This window comes from Peribacillus psychrosaccharolyticus ATCC 23296, from assembly GCF_000305495.1.
GTDB lineage: Bacteria > Bacillota > Bacilli > Bacillales > DSM-1321 > Peribacillus > Peribacillus psychrosaccharolyticus.
Window position 1 is genome coordinate 1 of sequence record NZ_AJTN02000097.1, and the last position, 1,663, is coordinate 1,663.

The 1,663-nt window shown below is 37.7% G+C and carries 1 protein-coding gene; it reads right to left on the reverse strand.

The genetic code is table 11. The features are described 5' to 3' along the window. A partial coding sequence (locus WYK_RS06185; protein ID WP_051387347.1) for a S1C family serine protease occupies positions 1-1,192 on the reverse strand: 1,192 nt, incomplete at its 3' end. Positions 1,193-1,663 lie beyond the last annotated feature (471 nt).

Consider the following 1,663-nt stretch of genomic DNA (forward strand, 5'->3'; position numbering starts at 1 on the left):
CTTCCATTAAATCAGAATCATCCTCTTCAATACTATTGTCATTTTCATTGTCATTTTCATTATCTTCTCCATCAATTCCATCTGAATACTCATCACTATAATCATTGTCTTCTTCATCTTCGGAATATTCCTCATTATAATCATTGTCTTCTTCATCTTCGGAATATTCCTCATTATAATCTTCGTCTTCATCTATATAGTCTTGCTCAGTGTTGCTGTCCGTATTTTCATCCATGCCTTGTTCTTCTTCATATGTTAAGTCACCATCATATTCTTCTGATGAATTGTATTCTTCATCTTCAGAATAATCGCCGCCATCAAAATACCATTCGTTTTCATTTTCCCAAAGGTCTTCATAATAATAATCGCCATTTTCGTTATAGAATAGTTCCTGAATCGCATCTATACTCATTGGTGTATTCATCCAGTCGCTGACGAGCGAATAAATATCCTTAACTGGAATACTAAATCCTACTGAATCTTCATTTACCATTTTAGCAGAATTAACCGCAATAGCTTTTCCGGTTTCTTTAGAGAGTAGCGGCCCTCCGCTGCTGCCAGGTGCAATCTGAGCGGACATCTGATAAATATGATCATATGAGCGTTCTCCAATGAAAAAGTTTCGGTCAGTGCCTGTCACATACCCCAAAGTTGCGGTATTTTCTAACCCTTGTGGCGTACCTAGCGCAATTACTTCCTGACCGACCATAGCTGGTGTTGACGTTTCAAGAGCTAGCGGTTTTTTCCCTGCAAGCTCAGGCACTCTGATAATGGCAATGTCTACTTCGTTAGAGTACCCGATAACCTGTCCAAAAAGTTGGTTCCCTTGTTTATCTTTTACGATACCATCTACGTTCCCCTCAACCACATGAGCATTTGTCAGGACATCTCCCTTATCGCTGATCAAAAAACCTGAGCCCTGGCTGGTTTCTGTAAAAATAGTAAAAACACTATTCTGAGCTTCTGCAATCAGCTTCGGTAAATTCAGAGGTGTCACTGATGGAGTCTTTTTCACCACCTCAGTTTTAACTGGTGCTGCCTCTTTAGTTTGCTTGACCACTTCTTTTTTCGGTTCTTTTACTGTTTCGATTTTTGTAGTTGGGGAGACAGATATTTTATCAAAATAGTAATATAATGAATACGCAAACCCTGTTGTGGTAAACAAACTTAATACAAGTAAGAATGGAAGCATTTTTGACTTCTTTCTACTTTTTCCACAGTTTGGACAATACTTCGAACTTCGATCCAATTCTTGGCTGCAAGAAGAACAATACAAAATAATCACCTTTTCCTTAATAGTCTTATATACCTAACATTATATAAAAATACATTATTTGTCTATTACTTTAGAACTATTTTAATAGTTATAATCATCCGTCAAACAAAATCAGACGACTCTCTAAAAGGTCATCCGTCACTTGCTGCCACATAAAAAAAGCCATTTATGCTTTGGCCCTTGTAAAAATAGTGTATCTGTCTCTTTTCTGTTTAGTTGAATTCGTTTTTTCCTAGTTAGCGACTCTTTTTTGAAATAACTCGCTCTCGTTGAGGCCGTTGGCTTTAAAAAGTCCTCTCATCTGCCTTTGATTCGGCCTATTTCTCAACTTATTCGGCCCAAATTGAAAATCATTCGGCCCAAACTCAAAGAGATTCGGCCCTTGCT